Here is a 25646-nt window from a genome sequence, read left to right as displayed (position 1 = left end):
GATGATTGTGGTGCTCTTACGCCCCCTACCTTCGTTGATAACGTTATCTCGGCAGAACTTCTTTCCCGCCTACCCACCTGCCCTTCTTCGTTTGCTGTCGTTTTTTGGTCCCGCATTTAATGGGATTCAACAAACGGATGAACGCCAACGTGATTCTTGGAGTCTTCTTGATGCATTGGAAATCCGCTTTGAAAACTCCGCTTGCAGGCTTGTGGATCGTGCTGTGGACGATCGCGGGATGGTGCTCGATTGTCGATGCGAAAGAGTTCTCGGAAACCGCTCGCTGGGATTTCGGCAGCGAGGAAACTTCGAATTTGCAGTCCCACGGTAACGTGTATCGCGATCAATTGGGGCCCCGTCCGCCGCAGTTCCCCGATTTCGACCCTTCGAATTTGTCGGTTCGTTTTGACGGCAGCGGTTCTCGCTATTTCTTTCCCGATTCGGGGGAGGAGAGCGAATTTGATTTTGACAATGGTGACGAAATTACCTTGGAAGCCTGTGTCAAAGTAGGTGCGATCAGCAGCAACCAAAATGTGTACGTGATTGGCAAAGGACGGACGAATGCGAAAGGGTTTGCCAGGGATAATCAAAATTGGGCGTTGCGGCTGCGTGAGCTGAACGGAAAAGTTTGTATCAGCTTTCTGTTTGCGACTCCGCTTCAACCCGGTCAAGCCACCGGTGCACACTGGCATCGCTGGACCTCGATCGAAGGGCTGAAACCGGCCAACGGATGGCACTCAATCGCCGTGTCGTATCGTTTTGGTGATCCCAGCAGCATCCGTGGTTGGATCGACGGAAAACCGAGCAAGGGACGCTGGGACATGGGGGGCGAAACGAAACAGCCGCCTGTCGTCGATAACGATGCGATTTGGATCGGTTCGTCGATCGGCGGCAGCCCCGGAAACAGTTTTCGTGGCTGGCTCGATTTCGTCGGGATCTATCGAGGCATGTTGACCGACAAAGAGATGGCCAAGCGGTTTCGCACCACGCCTCGTGAAGCGGTGGTTGCAACCGAACCGAAACTCGAAACGGTGCCCGGAAAAGTGACCGTGGCGTTTGATGAGTCAGCCGATTCTCATCGTGATTGGCCCGAGGATTCGTTCGTCGACCCCGTCTTTGCCACCGGCTCTCGACCGAGCGTTCCGAATTGGCAGGCCGAACAATTTTTGATTCCTCGTCTTCCTTACCGCTATGACACATGGGGCATTCGCGATACGTGGAAGGGTGCCGTGTTGGTACGGGCGGCAGCCGATGTGCAATTTGCGGCAGGTAAAAGCCGCATGCTGATTCGTGCTCGCGGGTTAAGCCGATTGTGGGTCGACGGCAATGTCGTTGCCAAGCTTGGACCGATGAGCGGATCGACCGATGGACATCAGCCTGTCGATCCGCTTCCCGATCCTCCGGCCCCAGGGATGCGGATTGTCGGTTACGGATTAAAGGAAACGTTTGGCGAAGTCGAGTTCAAGAAAACCACAACGGTTCGCGTGGTCTTTGAAACGTTGGTGGGAGGAGCTTCGTTCCGAGCGGAACCGGGGGAAACAATGGTCGCGGTTCAGCCACCAGGCACGGAGCACTTCGAATTGCTCCGTCCGGCACATCGTGCGGCGGATAATGAAAACAATGCGGGCGACGCCGTACTGACAGACAGTAGCGTGGTAGCGCAAATCGCCAAAACCGAGGCTTCGCTGCAACAATTTGACGACAACGTTCGGCGACAAATGGCCAGCAGCCAAGACGGATATTGGGAGCAACGTCATCAGTTCGGTCGCCACCATGTCGGCCCTCGCAACGAGAGCAAATCGGCTTCGATTGACGGTTTTTTAGCCGCAAAAATATCGCGTGCAAAATTGACTCAGCCATCGCCTCGCGTCGATTCGTCAGAAGGTCATGGATCGATCGACTTTCAGAAAGAGGTGCTTCCGATCCTCCGCGAAAACTGTTTCCGGTGTCACGGTGAAACCGACGAAGGTGGTTTGAAACTGGACAGCCGTGCTTCATTGTTGTCCGGCGGTGACTCGGGCGAACCGGCGATCGTGGTTGGCGATCCGCATGCGAGCCAGTTGATTGCACGTTTGATCACAGACGACGAGGGCGAACGCATGCCGCCGTCCAAACCGCTGGCCAAACGCGACATTGATCTGCTGACAAAATGGGTCTCACTCGGTGCCCGTTGGGACGAGTCGATTGATCCTGCGGCACTGCTTGTTGGCGACCCGGTCGAAGACGAAACGTTCTTGCGACGCGTTTATCTCGATACAATCGGGACTCCACCGAGCGAAGCCGAGTCGCGAGCCTTTTTCGCCGATAACGATGCGGATAAACGCTCGCGGGTGATCGACCAATTGCTTCACGATCCACGCTGGGCCGATCACTGGATTAGCTATTGGCAAGATGTGCTGGGTGAGAACCCGAATCTGTTAAAGCCATCGCTAAACAACACGGGACCCTTTCGTTGGTACTTGTACGAGGCGCTGCGTGACAACAAACCGATTGACCGGATGGTCACTGAATTGGTGATGTTACGAGGCAGCCAGCGAGAGGGAGGAACTGCGGGTTTTGGGATGGCCGCCGAAAACGACGCTCCATTGGCATCACGCAGCATCATCATGGCGTCCGCCTTCATGGGGATGAACTTGCAATGTGCTCGTTGTCACGACTCGCCCTACCATGACACGACCCAGCGTGATCTGTTTTCACTCGCCGCGATGATGTCGCGAGGCAAAGTGACAGTGCCTAGCACCAGCACGGTTGCGCCGGGGTTCTTTGAAAAGAACTCGGGCCGCGAATCGTTGATCAAGGTCACGCTGAAGCCAGGAGAGCCCGTCGTCCCCGAGTGGCCGTTTGATCAATTCGTCGATGTGGCAGCCACGCCTGATGATCTGGTTCAAAACCCGTCGGACACGCGAGAGCAGTTGGCGGTCGCAATCACCTCGCCGATGAATCAGCGGTTCGCCGGCGTGATCGTAAATCGACTTTGGAAGCGGCTGATTGGGGCCGGTATCGTCGAACCGGTCGATGACTGGGATTCGACGGCGCCGAGCCATCCCGAGCTGCTCGCCTGGTTGGCCGATGAATTGGTACGAAACGACTACGACATGAAGCATGTCGTTCGCTTGATATTGAACTCGGATCTGTATCAACGCCAAGCGATTGGGAACAACCGAATGGCCGAACCGAAACATCGCTTTTTTGCTTCGCCCGATCGACGCCGTTTGACGGCCGAGCAGGTGGTCGATTCAATGGTCGCATGTTCAGGGCGTCCGATGGATGTCGAGGAGTTATCGTTTGATCCCGAGGCCAGACGTCCTGCGACGACGATGGTCAGCATGGGCACACCGCGGCGTGCTTGGATGTTCGCAACGCTGTCGAATGAACGAGACCGGCCAAGTTTGGCGTTCCCCCGTGCGACGGCGGTCGTCGATGTGCTCGAAGCCTTTGGATGGACCGGGTCACGCCAATCGGCAATCAGCGAACGGGACGTCGAACCGAATGTGTTGCAGCCGGGCGCGATCGCCAACGGCGTGTTTGCCTCGTGGACGGCATCCGCATCGCACGCCAGCGAGTTGGCGGAGCTGGCGGTGACGACGCAAAGTCCGCAAACGCTACTCGAATCGATCTATTTGCGTTTTCTGACACGAATGCCAACGGCGGCAGAGCGTGACGCGTTCGTCCCGGTGTTGGCCGAAGGATTCGATTCGCGATTGGTACCTGTGAATCAGATCAGCGAGCCGGTCTATCCGCCGATGTTGGGGCGGGTTTCGTGGTCCAACCATTTAGCGGCGAAAGCCAACAGTATTAAAATGGAATTAGAGCAACGTGCACGCGAAGGTGATCCGCCGGATCCGCGACTGGTGCCCGCGTGGCGCGAGCGATACGAGGACGTGGTGTGGTCCGTGTTCAATTCCCCCGAGTTTGTTTGGATTCCGTAATGTTGATTTACTGAGCCAGACGCGTAAGCGGCCGGACTAGGAAAATCATCACCCGAAGCGTAAGCGAGGGACCGAGTCAAGACTGATATTCCCTCGCGTACGCGTTGCGTCGGGATGTTAATTGCTAGGCGGCCGCATAACTTGGACACCGATGACAGGCTAGGAAGCCTATCCCACGTTGGCTGGAAACCTCTCTCCCATTTGAAAAACGACCATGACAATCGATCGCATGAAACTGAATCGCCGTAACGCAATCTCGCTGGCTGCAGGTGCCGCTTGTTTGCCAAGTCTTTCGGCGTACGGCAGCGAGCAAACTTCGCCGATGCCACGTGGTAAAGCGGAGCATGTGATCTCGATCTGGCTGGGCGGCGGGATGGGGCAAATCGATACCTTTGATCCCAAGCGTCGAGGCGATCCGAAAACCAAAAAGCCAGGTTCCTACTACGACGCGATTCCGACTGCGGTCCAGGGGGTCGAGGTCTGTGAACATTTGCCGACGCTGGCGCCGTTGATGGACCGCGTCACCGCGGTACGCACCGTCCACCATGATGTGATCGACGAACATGCCGCCGCATCCAACCGCATGCATACCGGACGACCAGTCACCGGGACGGTGGTCTATCCGTCACTCGGTTCGATCGTCGCGAATCAGAAGGGGGCCGTCAGCGACGATGCGCCGCCCTACGTTTTGATCGGTTATCCAAACGTTTCACGAGGTCCCGGATTCTTGGGCGCCTCGAGTGGTTACTTGTATTTGACCGATACATCCAAAGGACCCTCGGGATTGTCGCATCCCTACGGCATTCACTCGGATCGCCAATCGCGTCGCGAGCGGTTTCTAGCGACCACTCGCAATGCCGCTCGTCAACGTTTTGCTGGCGACAAGAAGCTGCTTGACTACGACGACGCGTTGTCGCAAACGTTGAAGCTAAGCGGCCCCGAGTTCAATCGCGTGTTTAAGTTGGATGAAGAATCGGACGACCTTCGCAATCGTTATGGCGGCGAGTTTGGTCAGCGATGTTTGTTGGCACGTCGCTTGGTCGAACGAGGCGTGCGTTTTATCGAAGTCTCGCACAACTTGAACTTCGTCAACGGAACGGGTTGGGATGTCCATAACGCTGGGATTGTGAACCAGCATCAATTGATCCAAGATTTGGATGTGGCGATGGCGACGCTGATCCGCGATTTAGAAGCTCGCAAGATGCTTGATAAAACGCTGATTGTGATCACCAGCGAGTTTGGGCGGCCGCCTCAGTTTGATGGCGGCGGCGGACGAGGACATCAAGGCAAGACGTTCACCTGTGTGTTGGCCGGTGGCGGTTTAAATCACTGTGGTGCCTACGGCGAAAGTGACGAGTTGTCGCAATCGATCGTGAAGGATCCCGTCAGCGTGCCTGATTTTTTCGCGACGATCCATGCGTCGCTGGGGATCGACCCCAGCAAGTATTTGTACGACGGAGACCGTCCCGTACCGATCACCGACAATGGCGTTCCGATCGCCAAGCTGTTTGCTTAAGCCCGCATCTACTTTCGTACTAACCGGGCGAGGCCCCGCGCCGCACCGCTACCCAAAGTAGATGGCATTGGGCCCGCGCCGCTCGAAGCTCGATCCTTATTTGCGATCGTGAGTGATTGCGTTGGGCTTGACCACGGACGCGGATCGTACCGCAACTGGCGCATCGGAGCGTTGTTGCGGTGGAACCACGACGCCACAGCTGACGACAAACTGGATCGCTTCGTCGATCGTCAGATCCAAGTCGATTGCTTCGCTGCGTTTGACGGTCACGGTAAATCCGGTCATTGGCATCGGACTGGTCGGCATCAGCACGCTGAGCATCGGTTCGCCGGTGGCCAACGAGATCTCTTTCATGCTATTGCCGGTGACAAACCCGAGCGACCAGATGCCTTTCCGCGGGTACTCGATCGCCACCACGCGATTGAACTCGATCTCGCGTTCGCTAAAGGCAAAATCGGTCACTTGCTTCACGCTGCCGTAAACTTTGTTGACGATCGGGATTCGCAAGATCGCCGCATCAAACGAGCGGACAAACCAATGTCCTAGTCCGAACGTGAACAAGCGTCCGACAAAGTAGAGGATCGTTAGAAAGACGATCAGGAACACGGGGACCACGATCGAGCGTGGCATGTACACGACTTCGACGTAGCGGTGCCAAAACGCATTCGCGCTGGCCGGCGCTGCGGTGTACGGTCCAAAGCGATCGGCGTTTTCGTTGACCACCTTGACGACATATTCGGGCAAAAAGCGTCGGCCGGTGGGATCGGGGACGTAGCGTTCGCCTTTGTAGGAAAAACCGTCCAACCGACGCGCGCCGGTTGCCGTTGCTCCCTTGGGCACCTGAGAGAACGTTTTGCTGTGGCTGACGCCTTTGACAATCGCCGAGCGAATGCTCGATTCAATCGGGCCTAGGACGTAGCTTTCGATCGTGCTCCAGGCCCAAATGAGTACCGCAATCGTCAACAGCGGAGGAAGCACGACGCCCAGTCCACGAAGGACGGCACGGCGGAATCCTCCCGCACGAGTCGGCTTGAACGTTTCGATGGTTTCCGATTCAGAATGAGTGGGTTGCATGCGGGTCGATAGTTATGGGGGCCGACGCGATCGTCGGAAATTTTTAAATGGGAAATTTTTAAGTGGGTTGTAACTTAAAATGCGGCCACCGTGAACGGAAAAATCGCAGTACGGCGAGAGTCATCACCCCGCTCGGACGGCCCGGGCAACAACCCCAATCGTCACTTTGGGGGCTCCGCCCTGACGCAGCACTCCGGCTACCTCGTTGGACGTGGCTCCGGTGGTGAAAACATCATCGACCAATAAAATATGCTGATTCGACAAATCTGGCGACCGGAGCACACCATATCGTTTTCGGATTTCGAACGCATCACGAACATTGTCAATACGATCTTCATTTTCCAGCCAGGCTTGTTTTGCGATCCGGCGGGATGCTCGCAGCAGTGGAACGCAGGGAATACCAAGTGTCGAAGCGGCCGCAGCGGCGATCGTGCGGACCCCAATGCCGCCACGTGACCATTGGCGAGTGAAGTACGAGGGGACAAAGGTGACTAGAGTCGGGAAATCGCTGGCGAGTTGATCGGCCAACATCTTGCCAAGTCGCCGCCCGAGCGCGTCGGCCAGTGGCGATTGGCTGACATACTTGGCCGCCACCACCGCGTCACAGACGAGTCCATGGTACCGCCACAACGCCACCACTCGGTCAAATTGGAACGTTTTTTCCTTGCATTGCGGGCATTGCGGCGAACCCGAAGTCTGGTTCCCCCAATCGTCAACCTTAGCGTGCTCATCGGCAAAATCGGCGTTGTCTGCGGATTCGAGCTGCCTTTGCTGGCGGCCAAGTGGAAATCCACAGCGGCGGCATCCTCGTCTCATTTCGGCTTCGGACGCCGTCAATGCCGACTGGCATGTTTGGCAAAAATCATGCTGCGGCGGAACCAAACGACTGCACAGCCGACATGCGGGGGGGAAGGCAAGGTCGAGAATCGCGTTTTTTGCAGAAACGGCCCCCGAGCGGACGGCACCGCCCACGAGACGGAATTTTGTGATCGTTCCAGCCAGCAATGTCGACATTTGGCATCACTAAAAGTTTTTAGGAAAATCCAGCTTTTTTGATTTTACCCCTGAACCTGTGGTCGATGTCGATGTCTAAGTCATCGTTACCACGGACAAGATCCGTGCCACTGGAGGATTTCTAACTGGATTTCCTCTCCTGGCGAGGGTATTGTTCACCTAGGTAACGGTCAGCAGAGAGTTCTGCTGGCTTGTAGTTCTGTTTTTTTCCTTTGCTCCGCCGCCGCACCCTCGAGGTGCCGGGAGGATTCAAATGCGTATCGAATCGATCACAGCAATCGTCACACGTTTCTTCGTCGTCAACGAAGTCCGTGAGATCCGTAGCGCCGTATCGACCGTCGTCGCGTTTGCCCTCCATTCATGGCTAGGGCGGATGCTTCTGGGGATGTCGTGTTGCACGGGTACGCGCACGTTGACGTCCACATCGACGTTATGGCCGAGTCAACTCAGCCATCATGACGTGATGTGGAATGCCAGCAAACGTGGGCTTAAACCCGGTAATCCGCTGTGCCACCTACAAGTGGCGATAGCGGCGGATTATCCAGCCGGCGGTATTGGCAGAGGCTAAACCCCCTCTTTCCATACCCGGTGAGCGCCCCGCTTGGACCACGGCAATGCCGTGATCATTCGAGGTTCTCAACCGCCAAAGCTGGTAACACCTCCGCTTGGTTTCGCGACTCATCAAGTTCCTTAATGCGAATTTGATCGATTCACGAAGCGATCCGGCGATTGTTTCCCTCGTTTGACCAAGGAAATTTGAGCGTCTTCGTTCTGTTCTTTGATCAAACGCCCCAGAACCGAATCAAACCTTGGTACTGCTGCATACAGGTCCGTGGTCATTTCCACACCCCCGTTGTCGCAGCAGCCACAACCACCTTTCCTCTGCGATGGCCTAACATCGCTACCGTGCGTGGTTGATTTTCGGAAGGACCGAAAACATGAACATCACTGAAAACAGCTTCCTTGACTTAAAGACCCATCTCAGCACGGCAACGGTTGCCGAACTCGTATTGGCCGTACAAAACGGCGACCAAGACGCTTTCGGTGAATTGTTCGAGCGTTACCGAGGCGGAATCGTCGCATTGGCAATGCGACGCGTTCGTAATGCCGACGAAGCCGAAGAACTCGCGCAGGACGTGTTCATCCAAGCGATGCAAAAGATCGACCAATTGCGAGTGCCCGAGGCATTTGGTGGTTGGTTACGCCGAATCGTGCATCGCATGGCGATCAATCGAATGACGCGAAATCGAACCGCAATCGCGTGTGATCCCGAAACGCTCGAAGCGACTTGCTTCGCCATCGGGACTCCCGATTCGTTTGCCGAGGATCGTGAGCAAGCCGCGGTGGTTCGCGACAGCATCGATCGATTGGGCGATTTGGATCGACAAACGCTGAAGGCGTTTTACTTGCACAGCAAGTCGTTGATCGAAATGAGCGACGAATTCGACGCTCCCGTCGGAACGATCAAACGTCGTTTGCACGTAGCTCGAAAGCGATTGCAAAAAGAAATGGAAGACGGAGTGCTACAAGCCGTCTAAACCTCGGGCGGCCGGAGTCACGTGTCAGTGATTCCGGCCGTTTTTTTTTTGCGACGTTCCAATGCGCCAATTCGAAGTTCCAAAGGAAATATCGGGCCTTTCCGCTCCCTTCACGCTAACGAAGTGGCGATTCGGCCATCAAACACGCTGTTTTTGCCCATCTTGCAATCGCTGGGACCAGCATTTTTAGCCCATTCTTTTTCGCTTTAGTGGTTGCGAATAATCGGGCGAACGACTAGATTTCTCCTTGTTGCGACTGATTCTCAATACCAACTCACCGGCGTTCGCTAACGAATAGCCACCCATCCGGAGAAATTGATATGGCCAAAGGTGCACCGCGTCACTTTGGATTTACGCTCGTCGAATTGCTGGTTGTGATCGCGATCATTGGCGTTCTAGTAGGCCTTTTGCTACCTGCAGTCCAAGCCGCTCGCGAGGCCGCTCGCCGGATGAGCTGCAGCAATAATTTGAAGCAGATTGGTTTGGCGGTTCACAATTATGAATCGGCGACCAAATCGCTGCCCGCAGCTTGGTCGCCTTCGGCGACGACCGGTGACGGATGGTCCACGCAAGCTCGCATCTTGCCCTATATCGAAGCCATCTCCCTTGCTTCGGCAATCGATTTTGGCGCGGGCTACGGCGGAGCGACGCTGCAAGTCGATGGCGTGGCCGTTCCGATCTCGAGCTACCGCGTACCGACCTACTTGTGCCCTAGTGAGCCCAACGACATGCAGCGTATCGGCAGCAGTGGGCCTGAGCACTATCCACTTAACTACGGCTACAACGGCGGCGTTTGGTTTACATTCAACCCCAACGACAACACGATCGGCGATGGATCGTTCGCAGCCAATCGCTACTTGAAGTTCCGTGACTGTTTGGATGGTCTCAGTAACACCTTGGCGTTTTCCGAAGTCAAAGCTTGGACACCTTACTATCGAGACCTTTCCCAAGCCGGAGATCTCACCAAGCCAACGCAGCCAAGCGAAATCTGTACGCTGGGTGGTTCGTTCAAAACCAACACCGGGCACACCGAATGGGTTGACGGACGCGTTCATCAAAGCGGATTCACGACGGCATTTTCGCCTAACAAGAAAGTGCTTTGCACCGAGAATGGCATTGAGTACGACGTCGACTTTACGAACTTTCGTGAAGGCAAGACTGCGACCGCACCGATTCCAAAAACCTACGCCGCGGTCACCTCGCGAAGCTACCACGTAGGCGGCGTGAACACTTGCTTGATGGACGGTTCGGTCCGCTTCGTTACGGATTCAATTGATCTTGATCTGTGGCAAGGCTTGTCGACACGAGCAGGTCGCGAAGTCGTTGCGGTACCTTAAAGCGGCCGCCACAATCTACCGTTTCAAACAAGAAAAACGCCCCGAGGATGCATTCCTCAGGGCGTTTTTTTGTGGTAGGCGTGCGAAATGAGTAACGACGTAAAAAAGGGTTACTTCTTCTGGCCCGACACACGATACAGATAATCGTGGGTTCGGATCAGCAACGAATCGCCTGCCGGCACTGGGCTGGCGACGGTAAAGGGTTCGTTGTCGGCGAGTTCGTTGGTGGCGACGAGCGCGGGATTTTTGGCATCCAATGGGCCGACAACAAAGACCACCGCGTCTTCTTGCGTGATGTAGAGATGGTTTCCTGCGACCAGCGGCGAGCTGCTGTAACCCTGTCGCGACTTGGGCAGTTGGACTTGCCATTTTGCCTTTCCGGTTTCGATATCCAGACAGCTGACTTGGCCGCGGTTGGCTTTGCCGTCGCCGACGAGGTACAGATTACCGTTCTGGGCAGCCGGGGTGGGGACGTCGCTGCCAAGGTCGTCCCGGAACCAAATAATGGCTTCGTCACCCTTGCCCGCGGCCAGCATTTTCATGTTAACCGTCGTGAGCGTTGCACCACGAGCATAGGGGCAAACGATGATGTCGCCCACAGCAACGGGCGACGAGATCGAGCGAAAGAATTTTTCGCCATCCGGATTAAACCCGCCTAAAATCCCGACTTGCTTTCCATCCTTGGCGTTGTGAAGCGTCAAGTGATCGGCGCCCATCACGGCGATCATCGGTTCGCCATCGACAGAAACGTTTAGCGGAGTGGCATAGCTTTGAGCCGCTTCCTCGGGTGCATCGAGCATCCGCTCGGTCCGCCAAAGCTCGTCGCCGGACGTTTTGTCAATCGCGACCACATAGCTGGGGCCACTTTGCATGACGGCGATCACGATCGCATTGTCGGTCAACAGCGGCGAGGTGCCCAGGTCCCACCAAAGTGTGTCTTCGCCATATTTTTCTTGCAGATTCAGTTCCCATTTCACGTTGCCATCGGTGTCAACACAGGCCAGGTCTCCACTGCGAAAATAGGCATACACGTGCTTGCCATCGGTCACGGCCGACGGGTTACTACCGCTGCCTTTGCGATGTTTGTTTCCGCGGTCGGTTCCCAGTTGCACCGACCAGCTGGTTTTCCCTGACTTCAAATCGATTGCGGCAAGATGATTTTTGTCTTTATCGCCGTAGGTGAGGTAGGCATGCGAACCGGCGATGACCGGGGTGCTGCCACCGGAACCGGGCAGTTTGACTTTCCAATCGACTCCTTTGGATTCACTCCACTGGGTCGGGAAGCGATCCCCCGAAGCGACCCCGTTCTGGTTGGCGCCACGCCACTGTGGCCACAGTTCTTCGGCCACGCAGGTCGTGGGCGAGGCGATGCCCATCGGGCCAAGAGCCGCGAAACCAGAGCCGACCAGCGAGGCTGCGGTGAGGGAAGCCGCGGTGAAGCTGCGGCAAATCAAAGAAAGCTTTCGCATGAGGAAATTCACTTTAAAATGGGTGGGGTGGGAATGGCAGATGGGGCATGTCGAGCGACACAAAAACGTGCTTCGACGGGGCATCTGTGAAATCAAACGTGGGAGGCGATTTGTTTACCTCTACAAGATACGCAATGCGACGACAGGAAACAGGGTGACAAAAATCCTTTGATTCAGCCAAAAACGCCTAGAATAGCCATCGGCAAGACGCTGGCTTGGGTAAAATTTTAACCGTATCGGTGCATCACGTGTCGCAGCATGAGCGGCTAACTCTGCCACTAAAAAAAACTCTTTCATCCAAAATAAACGCGTCTCTTCATGACTCCAATAACCGGCGGTCAATCATTGCGGTATCGAATCGTAGCAAGTGGATCGAAAGCGATCGAATCTGAGACTCTCGATGCAACGTCGGTGAAGCCAGCACCGCCCGTCACCATACGACTCGTCACCGCCCAACTCTTTACCGCACGACTCGTTACCACACGACTCGTTACGACATCGTGTCGCGAGAGCTTGCGCCGCGTGAATCGGATGGGCTGGTCGCCGACGCAGCGTTTATTTCTGTTGTTGGTATTGCTCAGTCCGCTGGCGTTCACTTCGCCGCTGAAGGCCGGACCACGCGATGGCGGCCCGCGGGATGGCGGCGACTTGGTGACGGATTCCCCACGCTCCGTCACGGGTGAGGCGGTCTCGATCGAGCAATTGTCGGACGACCGTTATTCACGACGGCAAGCGGCGATGATGCAGATGTGGCGACTGCGAGAAACGTCACGGCAAGCGGTCCAAGACGCCGCGCGTCATCCTGATCCGGAAGTGGCGGACCGAGCCAATTGGATTTTACGGCAGTGGCGACGCGGTGCTTTGCCCGAGACACCTCCGGAATTGGCGAGGTTGTTACAACAGGACGACGACCCCTCGGTGCTCGAGGAATTGCTCGAAGTCGGCCAATTCGGTGCCGTCGTCGTTGCGGTCGAAGAGTCCGCCGGGACCTCGCAGCGCATGCTGTTGAATCAACGTTTAGCGGCGGCACTGAATCGGCGTTTCCCCGTTTATGTGCGGCGGGCCTATCAAGATGATTTGTTGATGGATTTGCTTCGCTTGGTCGATCTTGTCGCCGATTCGAAAGAGATGGCGGTGTGTCGAGTTCAGATGATGCAAGAACTAGGGCTCGATCTTGATGACGCTGGCTTGTTGCCTCAGGCGGCTGAGAATTGGACACCGATGGTCCGTAGCGAAGCTGAAATTGTTGTGCTGGCGGTGTTGGGGCGAATGGACGATGCCATCGCACGAGCCAAGAATCACGGAGACGAATCGCTGCTTCGGATTTGCCAAATGTTGGTGGGGCAATGGCAGGCGATAGCAACCGAGACGGCTCGCCAAGCGGCCCAAGCGGATGAAGGATCCGCCGAGCGTAGTCGATTGTGGTGCCAGGCGTTGGTGGCTGCGGACCGAGCGAACGATGAAGGCATTCGAACGCATGCGGTAAAGGAATTGGTCGACCTACCGGTTACGGTAAGCGATGCCTCGGTCGACCTGCGATGGAAGTGCTTGGCTAGCCACGGGTACGTTGACGAAGCGATCACCATTTTGGCTCGCAGCGAAGAGCTCTATGATGCCGTCAAACGGCCTCGCTCGGATTCCGCAGCGGTGGTCGCCATCTCGGCGGCTCGCACGAATCGAGCCTTTGAAATTTTGGGGTACCCCTACAACGACGTGGATGCGAATTTGCAGACTTGGATTGCCGAGGCGATCGAAGAGCAAACGCAAGACACGATGGATGCGAAAACCCTTGGCGTGACGCCAAGGGTCGCTCCGAAATTGAATCGCTTACTGTCGCTGATGCGTTGTTTGTTAGCCGTGGGGCGTGAACAAGCGGCGTGGACGATCGCCCGTGATTTATCGGACTCCGATACCATTGTTGGCAGTCAACGGATCCGTGACACGGTGCTGATTACGTTGCTGGTCACCAATCGTGACGATTGGATGGCTCGCTTGGCGGTGCGTCCCGGCGAGAGTTCATTGTCCAGCGAGACACAGCGATTGATTGTTGCGTCGCTTTCCGGCGTCGATTCGAAAACGTGGGAAATGATCCTCGAGTCGATTTCGGTGATGATGCCGACGACTCCGTTTGATCAACGGGTGCAGATCGCATTTGATTTGTGTCGAGGTGAAATTCCGGCGGCGTTTGAGGATGAAAAACGTTTTCAGCAACTCTATCAAACGCTGACATCCAGCCAAGATTATTTTCCTCCGGCGGGTCAGCGCTCGCTCGTTCGCCGCTCGCTGCCTCGTCGACTCAACGTTCAACTGGCGACCTTGTTTTCGCAGCTTGGTCAAGCCGAGATTGCCAGCGAGATCTTGGCGACGCTTGCGGCCGGTGGCGATATTTCTGCCACGTTTTCGATTGCCCAACGTGAACTGGATCTGGGCCGCGCTGAAAGTGCATTGACTGGTTTCGACGGTGTTTGGAAATCGGTGGCCGCGACTCCGCGTCCGGCGCTTTCTGCCGCGACGGTTCGCTACATTCGCCAAAATCCTGAGCAGATTCATTACGCGGCCAAAGCGACGGTGGGCCAGTGGATTTTGGCGAGACGCCAGGGTCATTTGACGCAGGCGGAAAGTCTCGAACGCCAATTGCGATTGATGTTGTGTTCGCCTGCGATGGAGCTGCGCAGCGAACTGCTGGAGTACTTGGGCGAACGGGGTGAGCGTCAAATGACGCTCGAGGGCTATCGAAGCTTGTTGCCGATGGCGGCGTTTGGTTCCGAGGGAGCGACGGAGCTGTATGATGTCGCTCGGAATTATTCCACCCTGGTTCGTGAAACCAATCCGATTGACGCGGCAAAATGGTTCGATCTGGCGATCGGTGGCACTCTTGAAACCACCTTCTTTCGTTCGGTGGCCTATATCTCGCTGCCCGTGTTTGTTCGCCGTTGGCAGCTCGAAGGTGCGATCGCAAAGGGAGACGAGCAAGAAGTGCAGCGACATCTCGATCGAATCTATCAAATGGATCCGCTGGATATTGATGTGGCCGAACGATTGCTTCCCAAAATGCGCGACAAAGGAATGGATGCGATCGCGGATGCCTCGTTCCAGCGTGTCTGGGAGGCTGGCCGAGCGTACATTGCCGATTATCCGTTTGATGCCACCGCCGGCAATAATCTGGCTTGGGTTGCCGCCATGAACCAACGTGAACTCAACGAGGCCGCACGGTTGTCCGAGCAAGCGGTTTATTTTGAACCCGAGAGTGCTATTTATCGCGATACACTCGCTGAAATTCTGTTTCTGCTCGATCGCGTCGACGAAGCGCTGCAGATCGAGAGTGGCTGTTTGTTGGATGATCCTGGACAATGGCATCTACACCAACAAATCGAAAAGTACTCCGAGGCGATGGCCGAATGAGAGAACCTTTGTCCGAATCGGTGCTCCGCAATGTGCTGTATGAACAATCCTTAGATGCTCAGTTCATTTACAATTCGCAAGGCATTTTGCAGTGCAACCCTGCCATGGCGAAAATGTTGGGGATGTCCAATTCGGAAGCACTTTTGGGGCGTCACCCGGCTGAGTTCTCGCCGCAGTTCCAAATGGACGGTGGTTTGTCGAGCGAGCGATGGCAGCAGATCGAGACACAGGTTCGAGAACATGGCAAACATCGCGTTGAGTGGCTGTTTCGTCGCACCGATGGAAATGAATTCGTTTGTGAAGTCGCGTTGACGGCGGTGCAGTTAGAGTCGGGCGACGCGGTCGTCGGAGTCTGGCATGAAGTGACCGATCGCCGCATCGAACAAGAGGAGCTGCTGCGGGCGCAAACCCGACTGCAACATGCACTGCGGGGAGGTGACGTTGGACTGTGGGATTGGAATCTAGCGACGAACGAAGTGTTTTATTCCGACCAGTGGCACCGGCAATTGGGAGAAGTCCCCGGCACGCTTTCGGAATATGTGGACTGGGAATCACGTGTCCACCCCGACGATTTGCCCGAAGCGATCTCGCGTGTCAAAGCGTTGCTGGCGAGTACGAACAGCGAATATGAATCCGCATTCCGAATGAAGCATGCCTCGGGAGTGTACCGTTGGATTTTGGCACGCGGCCAACTGTTTCGTGACTCCAGCGGCCAGCCCAGCCGATTACTCGGCGTGCACTTGGATGTGACGGATCAAAAAATACACGAGCAACGTCTCAGCAAAGACTTGCATTTAAGTGAGGTGATGCTGCAAACGCTCGAGTCGACATTGCGTGTGACGTCACTCGAAGGCCTTAGCCAGATCGTTTGCAGGCAGGCTCGTCGATTGTGTTCGGCGGAGATCGCAGGGATGGATTTATGCCATACGCCAAACGGTAAACCGGCGATGCACGGACGCTCTTATTCCGAGAAACATCCGACGTATCAAGCTGCCGAAAGGTCCAGCGAAACAGTCGTCCAAAGCGATGCGGCAGGGGAGGCACCGGCGGAATCCGAGCCCACCGAGCATTCTGATGATATCGCGTTATGCGATTTTTTTCGCTCGCTCGACCGAGCGGTGGTGTCGTTGACGGCGGAGCAGTTGCGGTCGCACCCGATCGGTGCGAGCTTCTGCGAAGCGACGGCTCATCGACCCGCGCTGCGTGGACTGCTCGTCTGTTTATTGATCGATGGCGAGGGGCAAACGCTAGGAGCAATTTGGTTGTCGGATAAAGAAACAGGGGATTTTGATTACGAAGATGAATCCGTGCTCCGCCAGCTCGCGTATATTGTTTCGACACTGATTGTGCGTTTGCATGCTCAAGAGGATTTGCGTAGTCAGACCGAATTGCTCGACGAGAGCAACGAAGAATTGAAACAATTCGCCTACGTCGCCTCGCACGATTTACAGCAACCGCTACGAGCTATTTCGAACTATGCCGAGTTTATAAACGAAGACTTTGGCGACAAATTAGGCGAGGAAGGCAAACGCTATTTGCAGTTGCAGATTGCAGCTGCCAAGCGGATGAAAAAATTGATCGACGATTTGCTTCAGTATTCTAGGGTCAGCCGGGATGACGCCGATCTCAGCGAAGTGAATATGGAGGAGGTGGTTCACGAAGCGATGCGGCGATTAGAAGTATCAATCGAAGAGACCGGAGCGGTGATTCGAATTGACCCTTTGCCGACCGTCCGCGGGATCGAGTCGCGATTGTGTCAATTGATGCAAAATTTAATTGGCAATGCGATCAAGTATCGCGATCCAAATCGGCGTCCGGAAATTACGATATCCGCGATCGAGCAACCCGAGCATTGGTTGTTGGTTGTGGAGGATAATGGCATCGGAATCGATCCCAAATTTCGTCTCGAAGTCTTTCAGGTGTTTCGGCGGCTTCATGATGGAAGTACGATCGAAGGAACCGGGATTGGACTGGCGCTTTGCAAGCGGATTGTGCAGCGTCACGGCGGCGAAATTTGGGTGGAAGCCTCCGCCGAAGGTGGCAGTCGATTCTGTTTTCAAATCACCAAGTAAACGATCGTTTTTTCAACAGACGCAATGATGCATAGAACAAGGCTGCGGATATTACTCGTCGAAGACGCCGAGTTTGAAGCCGAGATCACGAAGCGAGCTTTGGCTTCGTGTGATTTTGAGAACGCGATGACCCGCGTCGCCAGCGGTGAAGAAGCACTGAGTTATCTTCGCCGCGAACCAGGTTTTGAGGATGCGGAAATGCCGCATCTGGTCCTCTTGGATCTAAATCTTCCGATGATGGGCGGACGCGAGGTGCTGAGCGAAATCCGTCGCGATCCCTCGTTGGCCCATTTGTTTGTGATCATTTGCTCGGCTTCGGATGAACCGAGCGAAGTGACCAAGGCATACCAAGCCACCGCGAACGCCTACATCACCAAACCGCTAGGGCTCGGGCCGCTGCGAGAAATGATGAACAAGGTAGGCGATTTTCTGCTGAACGTCATCAAGATTCCTTGATGCGGCAGTCCCCTCGCCCAAGCGAAGCTTGGGCGAGGGGACTCGTGTTGCTGGCATCGGGCGTCCGCCGCCCGACCGACTTTTTTCGAACCGTCTTACTTCGACAGATTGCGAAGTACCGTGGGCAGAATACCAACGTTGCGGTAGTACTGCAGTTCCACCGGCGTATCGATTCGCACCACACATGGGAACGTCTTGGTGTTGTTGTTCACGTCGGTGGCGTGCACGGTGATCGTCGAACGAGGCTCGATCGCGTCGGACAGATCAGGAATGTCAAACGTTTCCTCGCCTGTCAAACCAAGCGATTGCCAAGTGGCACCGTCGGCAAATTCAAGTGGCAACACGCCCATGCCAACCAAGTTACTGCGATGGATTCGCTCGTAACTGGCTGCGATCACGGCTTTGACACCTAATAGCATCGTGCCTTTGGCGGCCCAGTCGCGGCTGCTGCCGGTACCGTACTCAGCACCCGCCAAAACCACCAACGGAACGCCAGCGGCTTGGTATTTCATCGACGCATCGTAAATGCTCATCACATCACCATCGGGCAGATAGCGAGTGACGCCCCCTTCGGTCCCTGGAGCCAATTGGTTGCGGATGCGAATGTTGGCAAACGTCCCTCGCACCATCACTCGGTCGTTGCCGCGGCGTGATCCAAAGCTGTTGAATTCACGCACTTCGACGCCTGAATCCTTCAAGAATCGGCCGGCAGGTCCATCCGACGCGATCGCACCGGCGGGAGAAATGTGGTCCGTCGTGACCGAATCGCCGAGCAGCGCCAACACGCGAGCACCCTTGATCGGTGCGATGTCCGGCACGGCTTCGGCGGTCACCGAATCGAGGAACGGAGGATGGTGAATGTAAGTGCTGTTTTCGTCCCACGGGTACAACGCTCCGCCCGAAACATCGATGGCATTCCACAATTCGTTGCCTGTCACCGAGGCCTCGTATTGCTCGGTGAACATCGATGGATCAATCGACGTTGCCATGGTTTCGCGGATTTCTTCGTTCGTCGGCCAGATGTCTTTCAAGAAGACATCGTTACCCGATTGGTCTTGTCCAAGTGGTTCGGTCAACAAATCGATATCGGTCGTTCCAGCCAAAGCGTAGGCGACGACCAACGGAGGGCTCGCCAGATAATTCGCTTTGGTCAACGGGTTGACGCGGCCTTCGAAGTTGCGGTTGCCGCTGAGTACGGCCGAGGCCACCAAGTCACCCGATTTGATCGCCGCTGCAACGGGTTCGGGAAGCGGACCACTGTTTCCGATACAGGTCGTACAGCCGTAGCCGACCGTGTGGAAACCGAGTGTTCGCAGGCTGTCGGTAAGGTTCGCTTTGTCCAAATATTCGGTGACCACGCGAGAACCTGGTGCCAAGCTGGTTTTGACGTGCGACGGAACTTTCAATCCTCGCTCGGCAGCTTTTTGGGCCAGCAAACCAGCACCGATCATGACCGACGGGTTGCTGGTGTTGGTGCACGACGTGATTGCTGCAATCACCACGGCACCGTGAGTAATTTCGCTGCTGTCGCCGTTGTTTTCTACTTTTGCGGTGCGTTTGAGTGCCTCTGAATCGAGCCCAAATCCTGTCTTGCCAACCGGAGCGGTCAGCGATTTTTCGAAGGACTTTTTCATGTCCTTTAGCGTGATTCGGTCTTGCGGGCGTTTCGGACCTGCCAAGCTGGGTTCGACCGTACCGAGATCCAATGACAGCTTCTTGGTGTAGTTCAGTTCAGGACCATCATCGGTGCGGAACAAGCCTTGTTCTTTGCAATAGCTTTCCACCAACGCGATCTGTTGTTCGCTGCGACCGGTTTGACGCATGTATTCGAGCGTGACTTGATCGACAGGGAAAAAGCCCATCGTCGCACCGTACTCGGGAGCCATGTTGGCGATCGTGGCGCGGTCCGCCACGCTCATCTTGTTCATTCCGGTTCCGAAGAACTCGACAAACTTACCGACAACGCCTTCTTCACGCAAAATTTCGACCACTCGCAAAACCATGTCGGTTGCGGTCGCACCTTGCGGAAGCGCTCCGGTCAATTCGAACCCAATCACCTCGGGCATCAACATGTAAAGGGGTTGGCCGAGCATGTTGGCTTCCGCTTCGATACCGCCAACGCCCCATCCCAGCACGCCGAGTCCGTTGATCATCGTGGTGTGGCTGTCGGTGCCGACGAGGGTGTCGGGCATCGCAACCGGGCCTTCGTCGGTCTCTTTGAGCGCGACGACGCTGGCCAAGTATTCGAGATTGACTTGGTGGACGATGCCCACGTTCGGAGGAACGACGCGGAAATTGTCGAATGCTTTCTGACCCCAACGCAGGAATTCATAGCGTTCGCGGTTACGCTCGAACTCACGTTCGACGTTTTGGGCGAGTGCTCCGTCGGTACCGAAAAAGTCGACTTGCACCGAGTGGTCGATCACCAAGTCGACGGGAATCAGCGGGTTGATCTTGTTTGGATCGCCGCCAATTCGCTCCATCGCCGAACGCATCGCCGCCAAGTCGACGATCGCAGGAACGCCGGTAAAGTCTTGCAAGACAACGCGGTACGGTTTGAAAGGGACTTCTTGTTTGGCCGGGGAAGCGGCGTCCCAAGCGGCCAAGTTCTTGACGTCCTGCTGAGTGACGAGGAAGTCGTCACAGTTTCGCAAAACAGCCTCCAACAAGACTCGGATGGAAAATGGCAGACGGCTGATCTCGCCTAACCCAGCTTCCTCGAGCTTGCTGAGACGATAAATCGTCGCTGTACCGTGGCCAGTGTCAAATTGATCGCGAGCGCCGAATGGATCGAAATTCACAGCAGGATTCTCTAGCAAAGTGGACTTAAAAAATATGCATTATTAACCGATGGCAACAGTTTAACGATCCAATGCCCCGTTGTCTGTAAGGAGTCAATTGGGGGATCGACTTGCACGCAGCATTGGCAAAATACAGCGTGCTGGGGCGTTCGGTTTAGCGAAATGCTCTCCCTTGTTTGGCGGGCACGATCCCTCCAATGATGCCGGTCTGGCAAGATAGGGCGAGTTTGCGGCTCGTTCGGATTCTCTTGGTCATTCCGGTTCTACGGCGACGATATCAGAGGGCAACACGATCCCATCGATAGAGGTTCCCGATGAATTCCCGTAAAACTGTCATTTCGTCACGTCGATCCCGCACGATCAAGGCGGTCATTCGATTCGCCGTGGTGGGCACCATGGCCGCATCCTTGGCGACGCCGACGCTTCCCGTGGTCGCAGCCGAATGCGGCTGTGAAACCGCAGCCTGTGATTGTGGCGGAATCGCTCTGCCCATGATGGGCGATTGTGGATGTGATGGAGGTGCGAGAATGGCTTGCCCGCCAAAACATGGTCCGATCTACCGCTCGCTGGACGCGTTTGCCGGCGGGATCGAAAAATTGCTCGGATTGGACAAATGTCGAACCGGGGGCTGTGACACGCTATCGTGTGACTCGGCGATGGGCACCATGATGCCGTTCGAAGGACACGAGATTAGCGTGGTGCCGTACGCCAGCGGATCGCACGGCTTCGGTGGCGAGACCGAAATCTATGAGGAAAGTGTCGAGATGGCATCGCCCCGAATGCCGCAAACACGAATGTCTCAGCCCCGCATGATGGCACCTCGCATGCCGATGCAAATGAGCGAACCGATCATTCGATCCACTCCATCGCCACGCGAACCACGCGATGTCCGGGCGGGATCGTTGCCGACAGAGCCTCGTTCACGCAGTGGCGAGTCGATTGGATCCGGCGTCATGCCTCAATCGCGTGCAGTGCCCCGTGCCATCCCCACGCCTCGGCCGGACGTGCCACGTCAGCAGCCCAAAAACACACCAGCGGCACCAAAAGAAGAAGGGGGATCGCTGTTCGATAGTCTGTCAGATCCGTTCAGCGAGGACGAAGTGCGTGTCAAACGATTTACACCGGTTCGTCAAACTCAATACGAGGTTCCCAAGGTCAACCGCACCGCGTTGCCCGGAACGAAGTGATCGGCGCCGCCCTCCCAACCGTAGCCAAACCCAATTTTACCTCCCCCGTGGGGAGGTCAGAGTCGGTGGCAGCCGTCTCTGGGTGGGGCTCGCAGTGTTAGAGATGGCCCGTGCAAGCATGGTTTCACCGGGCCCTCCCCGGAAATCTCGCTGAAGGCTCGTTTTTCGACCCTCCCGACGCAAGCTGGGAGGGTAAAACGAATTCACCTCCCCCGTGGGGAGGTCAGAGTCGGCGGCAGCCGGATCTGGGTGGGGCTCGCAGTGTTAGAGATGGACCGTGCAAGCATGGTTTTACCAGGCCCTCCCCGGAAATCTCGCTGAAGGCTCGCTTTCCGACCCTCCCGACGCAAGCTGGGATCGGTAAACCGATTTCACCTCCCCCGTGGGGAGGTCAGAGCCGGCGGCGGCCGGTTCTGGGTGGGGCTCGCAGTGTTAGAGGTGGACCATGCAAGCATGGTTTCACCGGGCCCTCCCCGTCCGCTTTCAGCGGCCGATCCTCTGGCAATCCGGTAGAATCGAGCTTGTTCGCACTACTCAGCGATTCAGCAGATCGCGATACAGAGTCCGGTAACGATCGACCATCGTCGGAATTGAAAAATCGATACGAGCCCTAGCTTGGTTCTGAAGTCCAAGTTCACGTGCAAAATCGGCGTCATCGAGAAAACGCGTGACTCGCTTAGCCATCGCCGGCGAATCGCCCGAGTCGAACAGTTGGTCGTCTGCCGCGTGAGCCAACAACGTACTGGATCCTTCGACATTACTGCAAACGACCGGCAGACCCGCCGCCATCGCTTCGAGCACGACATTGGGCATGCCCTCATAACGACTGGGCAGAACCAGCACGCGTGATGCTCGCATCCAGGCCGCAATGTTGGGATGCCACGGCAATCGCTGGACTCGGTCATGGCCAACCTGCTGCGTCCAATCATCGATTTTCTTTGCGAGCGGTCCCTCGCCTATCAACAGCACGCGGCGATTCGAACCTGCCGGCGCCAGCGTATCGATTTGTTCTTGAATCAGTTCCAGTCCTTTTTGCGGGTGCATCCGCCCCACAAAAAGAGTCACCACGCTGTCGTCGTCCCAGCTGATCGTGTGCAGTGCGACGGGATGGGCGGTTGAAAATGCGGGAACGTCCACCGCGTTGGGAATAACCGAGGTTCGCTCGGCTTGAGTACCCAAATACTGGTGCGAAAACAGTTTTACTTCTTCGCTGACACAGACGACATGATCCATTTTCTTAATCAGTCGCCGTTCGATTTGGCAGCGGATTCGATTCGCCTCGGCGACGCGAATGCCGCCCACACAGACCTTCACTCCCGCATCTTTTGCCGCCAACGTTCCAATCACATTGGCATGGAACAAGAAGGTCTGTACGAGTGATGGCTGAAACGATCGCAGCAACTTGGCCAATTCGCGGCGGGCCCGCATGAAGTGCCATGCCGAGTCGAGGTTCAGATAGGTGACCGAGATGCCATGCGAAGAAAGGCGTTCGGCGAAGATCGCCTTTTGCGGAAGCGGCGGCGAGCCAAAGCTGTAGACACGCACGTCGTCGCCGTTGTCGGCGAGTCCGATCGCGATCTCGGACAGGCACCGTTCGGCGCCGCCGGGATTCAATTCGGTAATGACAAGGGCGATTCGCATCGGACCAATATAAACGTGGCTTACAGCATGCGAGCGGCAATCACGACTGCGGCAGTTTCAATTCGATAAATTCGGTTCCCAAGCGGCAGACACTGGAATCCATGTTGCATTGCCAAGGCGACTTCGTCCTCGGTCCATCCACCTTCGGGCCCCACTGCGGCACAGCAATTTGTCGCGTCGTCGCGATTAGCGATCGCGACATGGTCAACATCGTCGGCAGGATGGGCAATCCAGCGGAGTTGATCTTGATGTGCCGCGCTGGCAAAAAATTGGCTGCTGGTGACCGTGTCCTGGATTTCCATCAAATGGTTGCGGCCGGATTGTTTGCAAGCTTCGGTCACGGTCCGTCTGAGTTTTTCCAGCAGCGAAGCCGATGGTTCACGCTGGGTCCGTGCAGCCACGATCGGTGTTAACGTTTTCACTCCGATTTCGGTCAAGCGTTCGACAAGCTCGCGACAACGATCGGGTTTGGGTAGAGCCACGCCCATATGCAGTGACACCTGAGGCTCACGATCCGGTTGGGTGGTCGGCTGGGTGCTGCAAAAACACTCACGCCGGGTGATCGAGTCGATGACGGCCTCGGCCTCGCTTCCCTTGCCATCAAACAGCGTGATCGATTCGCCAGTTTTGACTCGCATCACCCGGATGGCATGCTGGGCCTCGGCGTCGACCAGGACGATGTTTCCCCCGTTGGAGGGCAGGTTAGAACAATAATAACGACGAGTCATTGTGGAATCGGGGGAGCGTGGCGATTACGCGAGTCGGTGACCCAGGGATGCTGGAGGATCGATCAATGCAGTGCCGATAATACACGTAATGACGATCGACGTCTGGGTGGTGTCGTCTGGAGGAGGTTCCCACAGCGAATCTCCCCTTTGAAATAGATGGCCAGCCAATCGACAAGGATATTACGCAATGACTGACGTCCTCAAATATTGGCGTCTTTCGGCCCTGCCGTTTTCGGAATCCCCGGGCCAATGGTTCTTTGCTGGCTCGGCACAAAAGTCGGCGATGGCTCAAATCGCCCAGTCGTTAGCGGTTCACACTCGCTGCGTGATCGTTCAAAGCGAACCACGTTGCGGCGTTTCCACCTTACTGCATCAATTGGTGGCCAGTCGCGGGATGGGAGATCTGGCGACTCAGTGCGTCATGACCGACGCGTCGCGTGCGCTGGATGCTTCATCGACAATCCGCCAACTGACGCGTGGCTTGGGGATCAACAACGATACGGCGGTGCGTCGGCATCGCCCTGCGGATACGCGAGAGTTGCAACACGCGATCGAGTTTCTCGCCCGCCAGAGAGTGCATACAGTGTGGTTGGTCGACGGGGTTACCACCGCAGTGTTGTCGGTACTGAAATCGATGTCCAATTGCGAGCACATTTCGTTGGTGTTGGCCGCAACCGCAACGCAAGTCAAACGATTGCCCACCGCAAGAACCTCCGGTTATCAGACCGTCAAATTGGGCCGTTTTACCGCCGAGGATACCGATCGTTTTCTTTCGCAATCGGTGACGCGAGTCGGTGGACGCCAGTCGCTGTTTCATCCTCGCGCCGTGGATCAATTGCATGCTTACAGCGGAGGCCGCGTCGGCATTCTATCGCAGCTCGCTGCGTCATCGCTTGTCCATGCCGCACGCCAGCGTCAGGAACAAGTCATGCCCAATATCATCGCCAGTGTCGCAGCCGAGTCGACCGCACGTCGTGCCGCCTAGATTCGTCGTAGAATTCACCCTCCCGCTGGGCATTGGTGTCTACACATCGATTATCTCTGAGAGGGCGGCGTTTTCCATGTCTTTCATCTCCTGGAGTGAAAGTTCGGTCGCCATCAAGTAGTCCAGCATATTCAAGTGGACGTAATACCCGGCCAGTAAAGCGGGGCCGGTGAACTCCACGCCGCGTTTCATCCGGCGTCCACTTAATCGGATCAGATGTCGACGAAATTTAATCGCCGCTTCGCTCTCGCTGGCCTCCAGCTGTTTCACTAGCACACACGCCATTGCGGCCAGAAGCAGACGCTTTGCGATTGCCAAACCCGTTTCCTGCTGCCAATATTCCAACTCCAAGCCGTGACTCTTGAGGAGTTTGAAAAAACTCTCGATGCGCCAGCGGAAGTAGTACCATTTGCCTACTTCGGACGCATCAGCTTCGTCACCAGGGACGTTCGTTAGTAGCGTCCACTGGGCGACGATCCAGCCATCGTCATCGACCA

At 56.0% G+C, this 25646-nt stretch carries 16 protein-coding genes and 1 pseudogene; 10 read left to right on the top strand and 7 right to left on the bottom strand.

The features are described 5' to 3' along the window. Nucleotides 1-119: 119 nt before the first annotated feature. Both ABD971_RS17720 and ABD971_RS17715 read left to right on the top strand, forming a co-directional pair. A complete protein-coding gene (locus tag ABD971_RS17720; protein ID WP_345324230.1) occupies nt 120-3929 on the top strand; it encodes a DUF1553 domain-containing protein in 3810 nt (1269 codons plus the stop codon). 214 nt (nt 3930-4143) lie between these two features. Then, nucleotides 4144-5445 (top strand): DUF1501 domain-containing protein, encoded by a 1302-nt coding sequence (locus ABD971_RS17715; RefSeq protein WP_425571329.1) that lies wholly within the window; start codon nt 4144-4146, stop codon nt 5443-5445. Between the two features lie 96 nt (nt 5446-5541). On the opposite strand, the gene ABD971_RS17710 is transcribed toward ABD971_RS17715, so the two are convergent. Together ABD971_RS17710 and ABD971_RS17705 are read right to left on the bottom strand one after the other, a co-directional pair. Then, nucleotides 5542-6519 carry a DUF502 domain-containing protein gene (locus ABD971_RS17710; protein ID WP_339945784.1) on the bottom strand — a complete coding sequence of 326 codons (978 nt, stop codon included), beginning with the start codon at nt 6517-6519 and terminating at the stop codon, nt 5542-5544. 123 nt (nt 6520-6642) lie between these two features. Next, on the bottom strand, nt 6643-7533 hold the full coding sequence (locus tag ABD971_RS17705) for a ComFC family protein (protein WP_345324228.1): 891 nt from the start codon (nt 7531-7533) through the stop codon (nt 6643-6645). Between the two features lie 253 nt (nt 7534-7786). Here ABD971_RS17705 and ABD971_RS17700 point away from each other — a divergent pair, with 253 nt between their 5' ends. The 3 genes from ABD971_RS17700 (at nt 7787) to ABD971_RS17690 (ending at nt 10408) form a co-directional block, all read left to right on the top strand. Then, entirely contained in the window at nt 7787-8101 is a 315-nt protein-coding gene (locus tag ABD971_RS17700; protein ID WP_345324226.1) for a hypothetical protein, read from the top strand. A 370-nt stretch (nt 8102-8471) separates the two neighbouring features. Then, nucleotides 8472-9071, top strand: a complete 600-nt coding sequence (locus ABD971_RS17695; RefSeq protein WP_345324225.1) for an RNA polymerase sigma factor — start codon at nt 8472-8474, stop codon at nt 9069-9071. Between the two features lie 320 nt (nt 9072-9391). Beyond that, the gene (locus ABD971_RS17690) at nt 9392-10408 is read left to right on the top strand and encodes a DUF1559 family PulG-like putative transporter (protein WP_339945776.1); all 1017 of its coding nucleotides are present in this window, start codon (nt 9392-9394) and stop codon (nt 10406-10408) included. 110 nt (nt 10409-10518) lie between these two features. Here ABD971_RS17690 and ABD971_RS17685 read toward each other — a convergent pair whose 3' ends face one another. Then, nucleotides 10519-11877, bottom strand: a complete 1359-nt coding sequence (locus ABD971_RS17685; protein WP_345324223.1) for an outer membrane protein assembly factor BamB family protein — start codon at nt 11875-11877, stop codon at nt 10519-10521. Between the two features lie 318 nt (nt 11878-12195). Here ABD971_RS17685 and ABD971_RS17680 point away from each other — a divergent pair, with 318 nt between their 5' ends. Genes ABD971_RS17680 through ABD971_RS17670 form a run of 3 tightly spaced genes read left to right on the top strand, consistent with a single transcriptional unit; the run spans nt 12196 to nt 17807 of the window. Then, nucleotides 12196-15279, top strand: a complete 3084-nt coding sequence (locus ABD971_RS17680) for a tetratricopeptide repeat protein (RefSeq protein ID WP_345324221.1) — start codon at nt 12196-12198, stop codon at nt 15277-15279. Continuing rightward, the gene (locus tag ABD971_RS17675; RefSeq protein WP_345324219.1) at nt 15276-17351 is read left to right on the top strand and encodes an ATP-binding protein; all 2076 of its coding nucleotides are present in this window, start codon (nt 15276-15278) and stop codon (nt 17349-17351) included. Before ABD971_RS17680 ends, ABD971_RS17675 begins: the two co-directional genes overlap by 4 nt. 27 nt (nt 17352-17378) lie before the next feature. Beyond that, nucleotides 17379-17807, top strand: coding sequence for a response regulator (locus ABD971_RS17670; protein ID WP_345324218.1), 429 nt, complete (start codon nt 17379-17381; stop codon nt 17805-17807). A 95-nt stretch (nt 17808-17902) separates the two neighbouring features. Here the strand turns inward: ABD971_RS17670 and acnA are convergent, their stop codons facing one another. Beyond that, complete coding sequence (acnA, locus tag ABD971_RS17665) at nt 17903-20608, bottom strand: aconitate hydratase AcnA (RefSeq protein ID WP_339945766.1); 2706 nt, start codon at nt 20606-20608, stop codon at nt 17903-17905. 314 nt (nt 20609-20922) lie between these two features. Here acnA and ABD971_RS17660 point away from each other — a divergent pair, with 314 nt between their 5' ends. Further along, the gene (locus ABD971_RS17660) at nt 20923-21795 is read left to right on the top strand and encodes a hypothetical protein (protein ID WP_339945764.1); all 873 of its coding nucleotides are present in this window, start codon (nt 20923-20925) and stop codon (nt 21793-21795) included. Between the two features lie 534 nt (nt 21796-22329). Here ABD971_RS17660 and ABD971_RS17655 read toward each other — a convergent pair. Further along, nucleotides 22330-23436, bottom strand: coding sequence for a glycosyltransferase (locus ABD971_RS17655; RefSeq protein WP_345324215.1), 1107 nt, complete (start codon nt 23434-23436; stop codon nt 22330-22332). 20 nt (nt 23437-23456) lie between these two features. Continuing rightward, nucleotides 23457-24164, bottom strand: coding sequence for an RsmE family RNA methyltransferase (locus tag ABD971_RS17650; RefSeq protein ID WP_345324213.1), 708 nt, complete (start codon nt 24162-24164; stop codon nt 23457-23459). Nucleotides 24165-24351: 187 nt separating this feature from the next. On the opposite strand from ABD971_RS17650, the gene ABD971_RS17645 reads away from it, so the two are divergent. Further along, the gene (locus ABD971_RS17645) at nt 24352-25149 is read left to right on the top strand and encodes a hypothetical protein (RefSeq protein WP_345324211.1); all 798 of its coding nucleotides are present in this window, start codon (nt 24352-24354) and stop codon (nt 25147-25149) included. A gap of 39 nt (nt 25150-25188) precedes the next feature. Here ABD971_RS17645 and ABD971_RS17640 read toward each other — a convergent pair. Next, nucleotides 25189-25646, bottom strand: a pseudogene (locus ABD971_RS17640) (IS4-like element ISRba2 family transposase); the annotation flags it as partial.

The sequence above is a fragment of the Novipirellula rosea genome, assembly GCF_039541335.1.
GTDB lineage: Bacteria > Planctomycetota > Planctomycetia > Pirellulales > Pirellulaceae > Novipirellula > Novipirellula rosea.
Note: the sequence above shows the minus strand (reverse complement) of the source record. Positions and strands in the feature narration are given on the sequence as shown.

Bases quoted from the DNA above. Each gene is read 5' to 3' on its own strand.
- ABD971_RS17720 (WP_345324230.1), top strand. From the start codon at position 120: ATGGGATTCAACAAACGGATGAACGCCAACGTGATTCTTGGAGTCTTC.
- ABD971_RS17715 (WP_425571329.1), top strand. From the start codon at position 4,144: ATGACAATCGATCGCATGAAACTGAATCGCCGTAACGCAATCTCGCTG.
- ABD971_RS17710 (WP_339945784.1), bottom strand. From the start codon at position 6,519: ATGCAACCCACTCATTCTGAATCGGAAACCATCGAAACGTTCAAGCCG.
- ABD971_RS17705 (WP_345324228.1), bottom strand. From the start codon at position 7,533: ATGTCGACATTGCTGGCTGGAACGATCACAAAATTCCGTCTCGTGGGC.
- ABD971_RS17700 (WP_345324226.1), top strand. From the start codon at position 7,787: ATGCGTATCGAATCGATCACAGCAATCGTCACACGTTTCTTCGTCGTC.
- ABD971_RS17695 (WP_345324225.1), top strand. From the start codon at position 8,472: ATGAACATCACTGAAAACAGCTTCCTTGACTTAAAGACCCATCTCAGC.
- ABD971_RS17690 (WP_339945776.1), top strand. From the start codon at position 9,392: ATGGCCAAAGGTGCACCGCGTCACTTTGGATTTACGCTCGTCGAATTG.
- ABD971_RS17685 (WP_345324223.1), bottom strand. From the start codon at position 11,877: ATGCGAAAGCTTTCTTTGATTTGCCGCAGCTTCACCGCGGCTTCCCTC.
- ABD971_RS17680 (WP_345324221.1), top strand. From the start codon at position 12,196: ATGACTCCAATAACCGGCGGTCAATCATTGCGGTATCGAATCGTAGCA.
- ABD971_RS17675 (WP_345324219.1), top strand. From the start codon at position 15,276: ATGAGAGAACCTTTGTCCGAATCGGTGCTCCGCAATGTGCTGTATGAA.
- ABD971_RS17670 (WP_345324218.1), top strand. From the start codon at position 17,379: ATGCATAGAACAAGGCTGCGGATATTACTCGTCGAAGACGCCGAGTTT.
- ABD971_RS17660 (WP_339945764.1), top strand. From the start codon at position 20,923: ATGAATTCCCGTAAAACTGTCATTTCGTCACGTCGATCCCGCACGATC.
- ABD971_RS17655 (WP_345324215.1), bottom strand. From the start codon at position 23,436: ATGCGAATCGCCCTTGTCATTACCGAATTGAATCCCGGCGGCGCCGAA.
- ABD971_RS17650 (WP_345324213.1), bottom strand. From the start codon at position 24,164: ATGACTCGTCGTTATTATTGTTCTAACCTGCCCTCCAACGGGGGAAAC.
- ABD971_RS17645 (WP_345324211.1), top strand. From the start codon at position 24,352: ATGACTGACGTCCTCAAATATTGGCGTCTTTCGGCCCTGCCGTTTTCG.